Genomic DNA, 659 nt, shown 5'->3' on the forward strand with positions numbered 1-659 from the left:
CCCGCCACGTACATCTCCCCCACCACCCCCGGAGGAACCGGACGCAACCCACCGGCACGGTCCAGCACGTACACCCGCCACCCCGGTACCGCGTGCCCGATCACCCCAGCCGACCCCTCGACCAGATCGACCTCCGCACCGTTCTCCCCCTTCCCGGTCGGGTTGAGGGGGTGCGCGGTGACATGCACCGTGGTCTCGGTGATCCCGTACATGTTCACCAACACCGGTGTGTCCGGGTGCCGGGCCAACCACGGCCGCACCCGGGACACCTCCAACGCCTCCCCACCAAAGACCACCCACCGCAGGCACAACTCCCGCCCCAACCCGGGGTTCTCCGCCTCGGCCCGCATGAACTGCTCGAACGCCGAGGGTGTCTGGTTGAGCACCGTCACCCGCTGGGCCACCACCAGCTCCAGGAACTCCCCCGGACTGCGGGACACCTCCCAGGGCACCACCACCAACCGGCCCCCGAACGCCAACGCGCCCCACATCTCCCACACCGAGAAGTCGAAGGCCACCGAGTGGAACAACGTCCACACGTCCCCGGCGTCGAAGCCGTACCGGTCCTGGGTCCCGGTCAGCAGTGACACCACGCCGCGGTGCGGTACCGCCACGCCCTTCGGCCGTCCGGTCGACCCGGACGTGTAGATCACGTAGGC

The 659-nt window shown here is 69.7% G+C and carries 1 protein-coding gene; it reads right to left on the reverse strand.

Translation table 11 applies throughout. From position 1 onward, the window contains the following. Window positions 1-659: AMP-binding protein (locus ACTIDRAF_RS28675; protein WP_039787138.1), on the reverse strand; the 659-nt coding region annotated here is incomplete at both ends.

Source organism: Actinoalloteichus spitiensis RMV-1378 (assembly GCF_000239155.1).
GTDB classification, from domain to species: domain Bacteria; phylum Actinomycetota; class Actinomycetes; order Mycobacteriales; family Pseudonocardiaceae; genus Actinoalloteichus_B; species Actinoalloteichus_B spitiensis.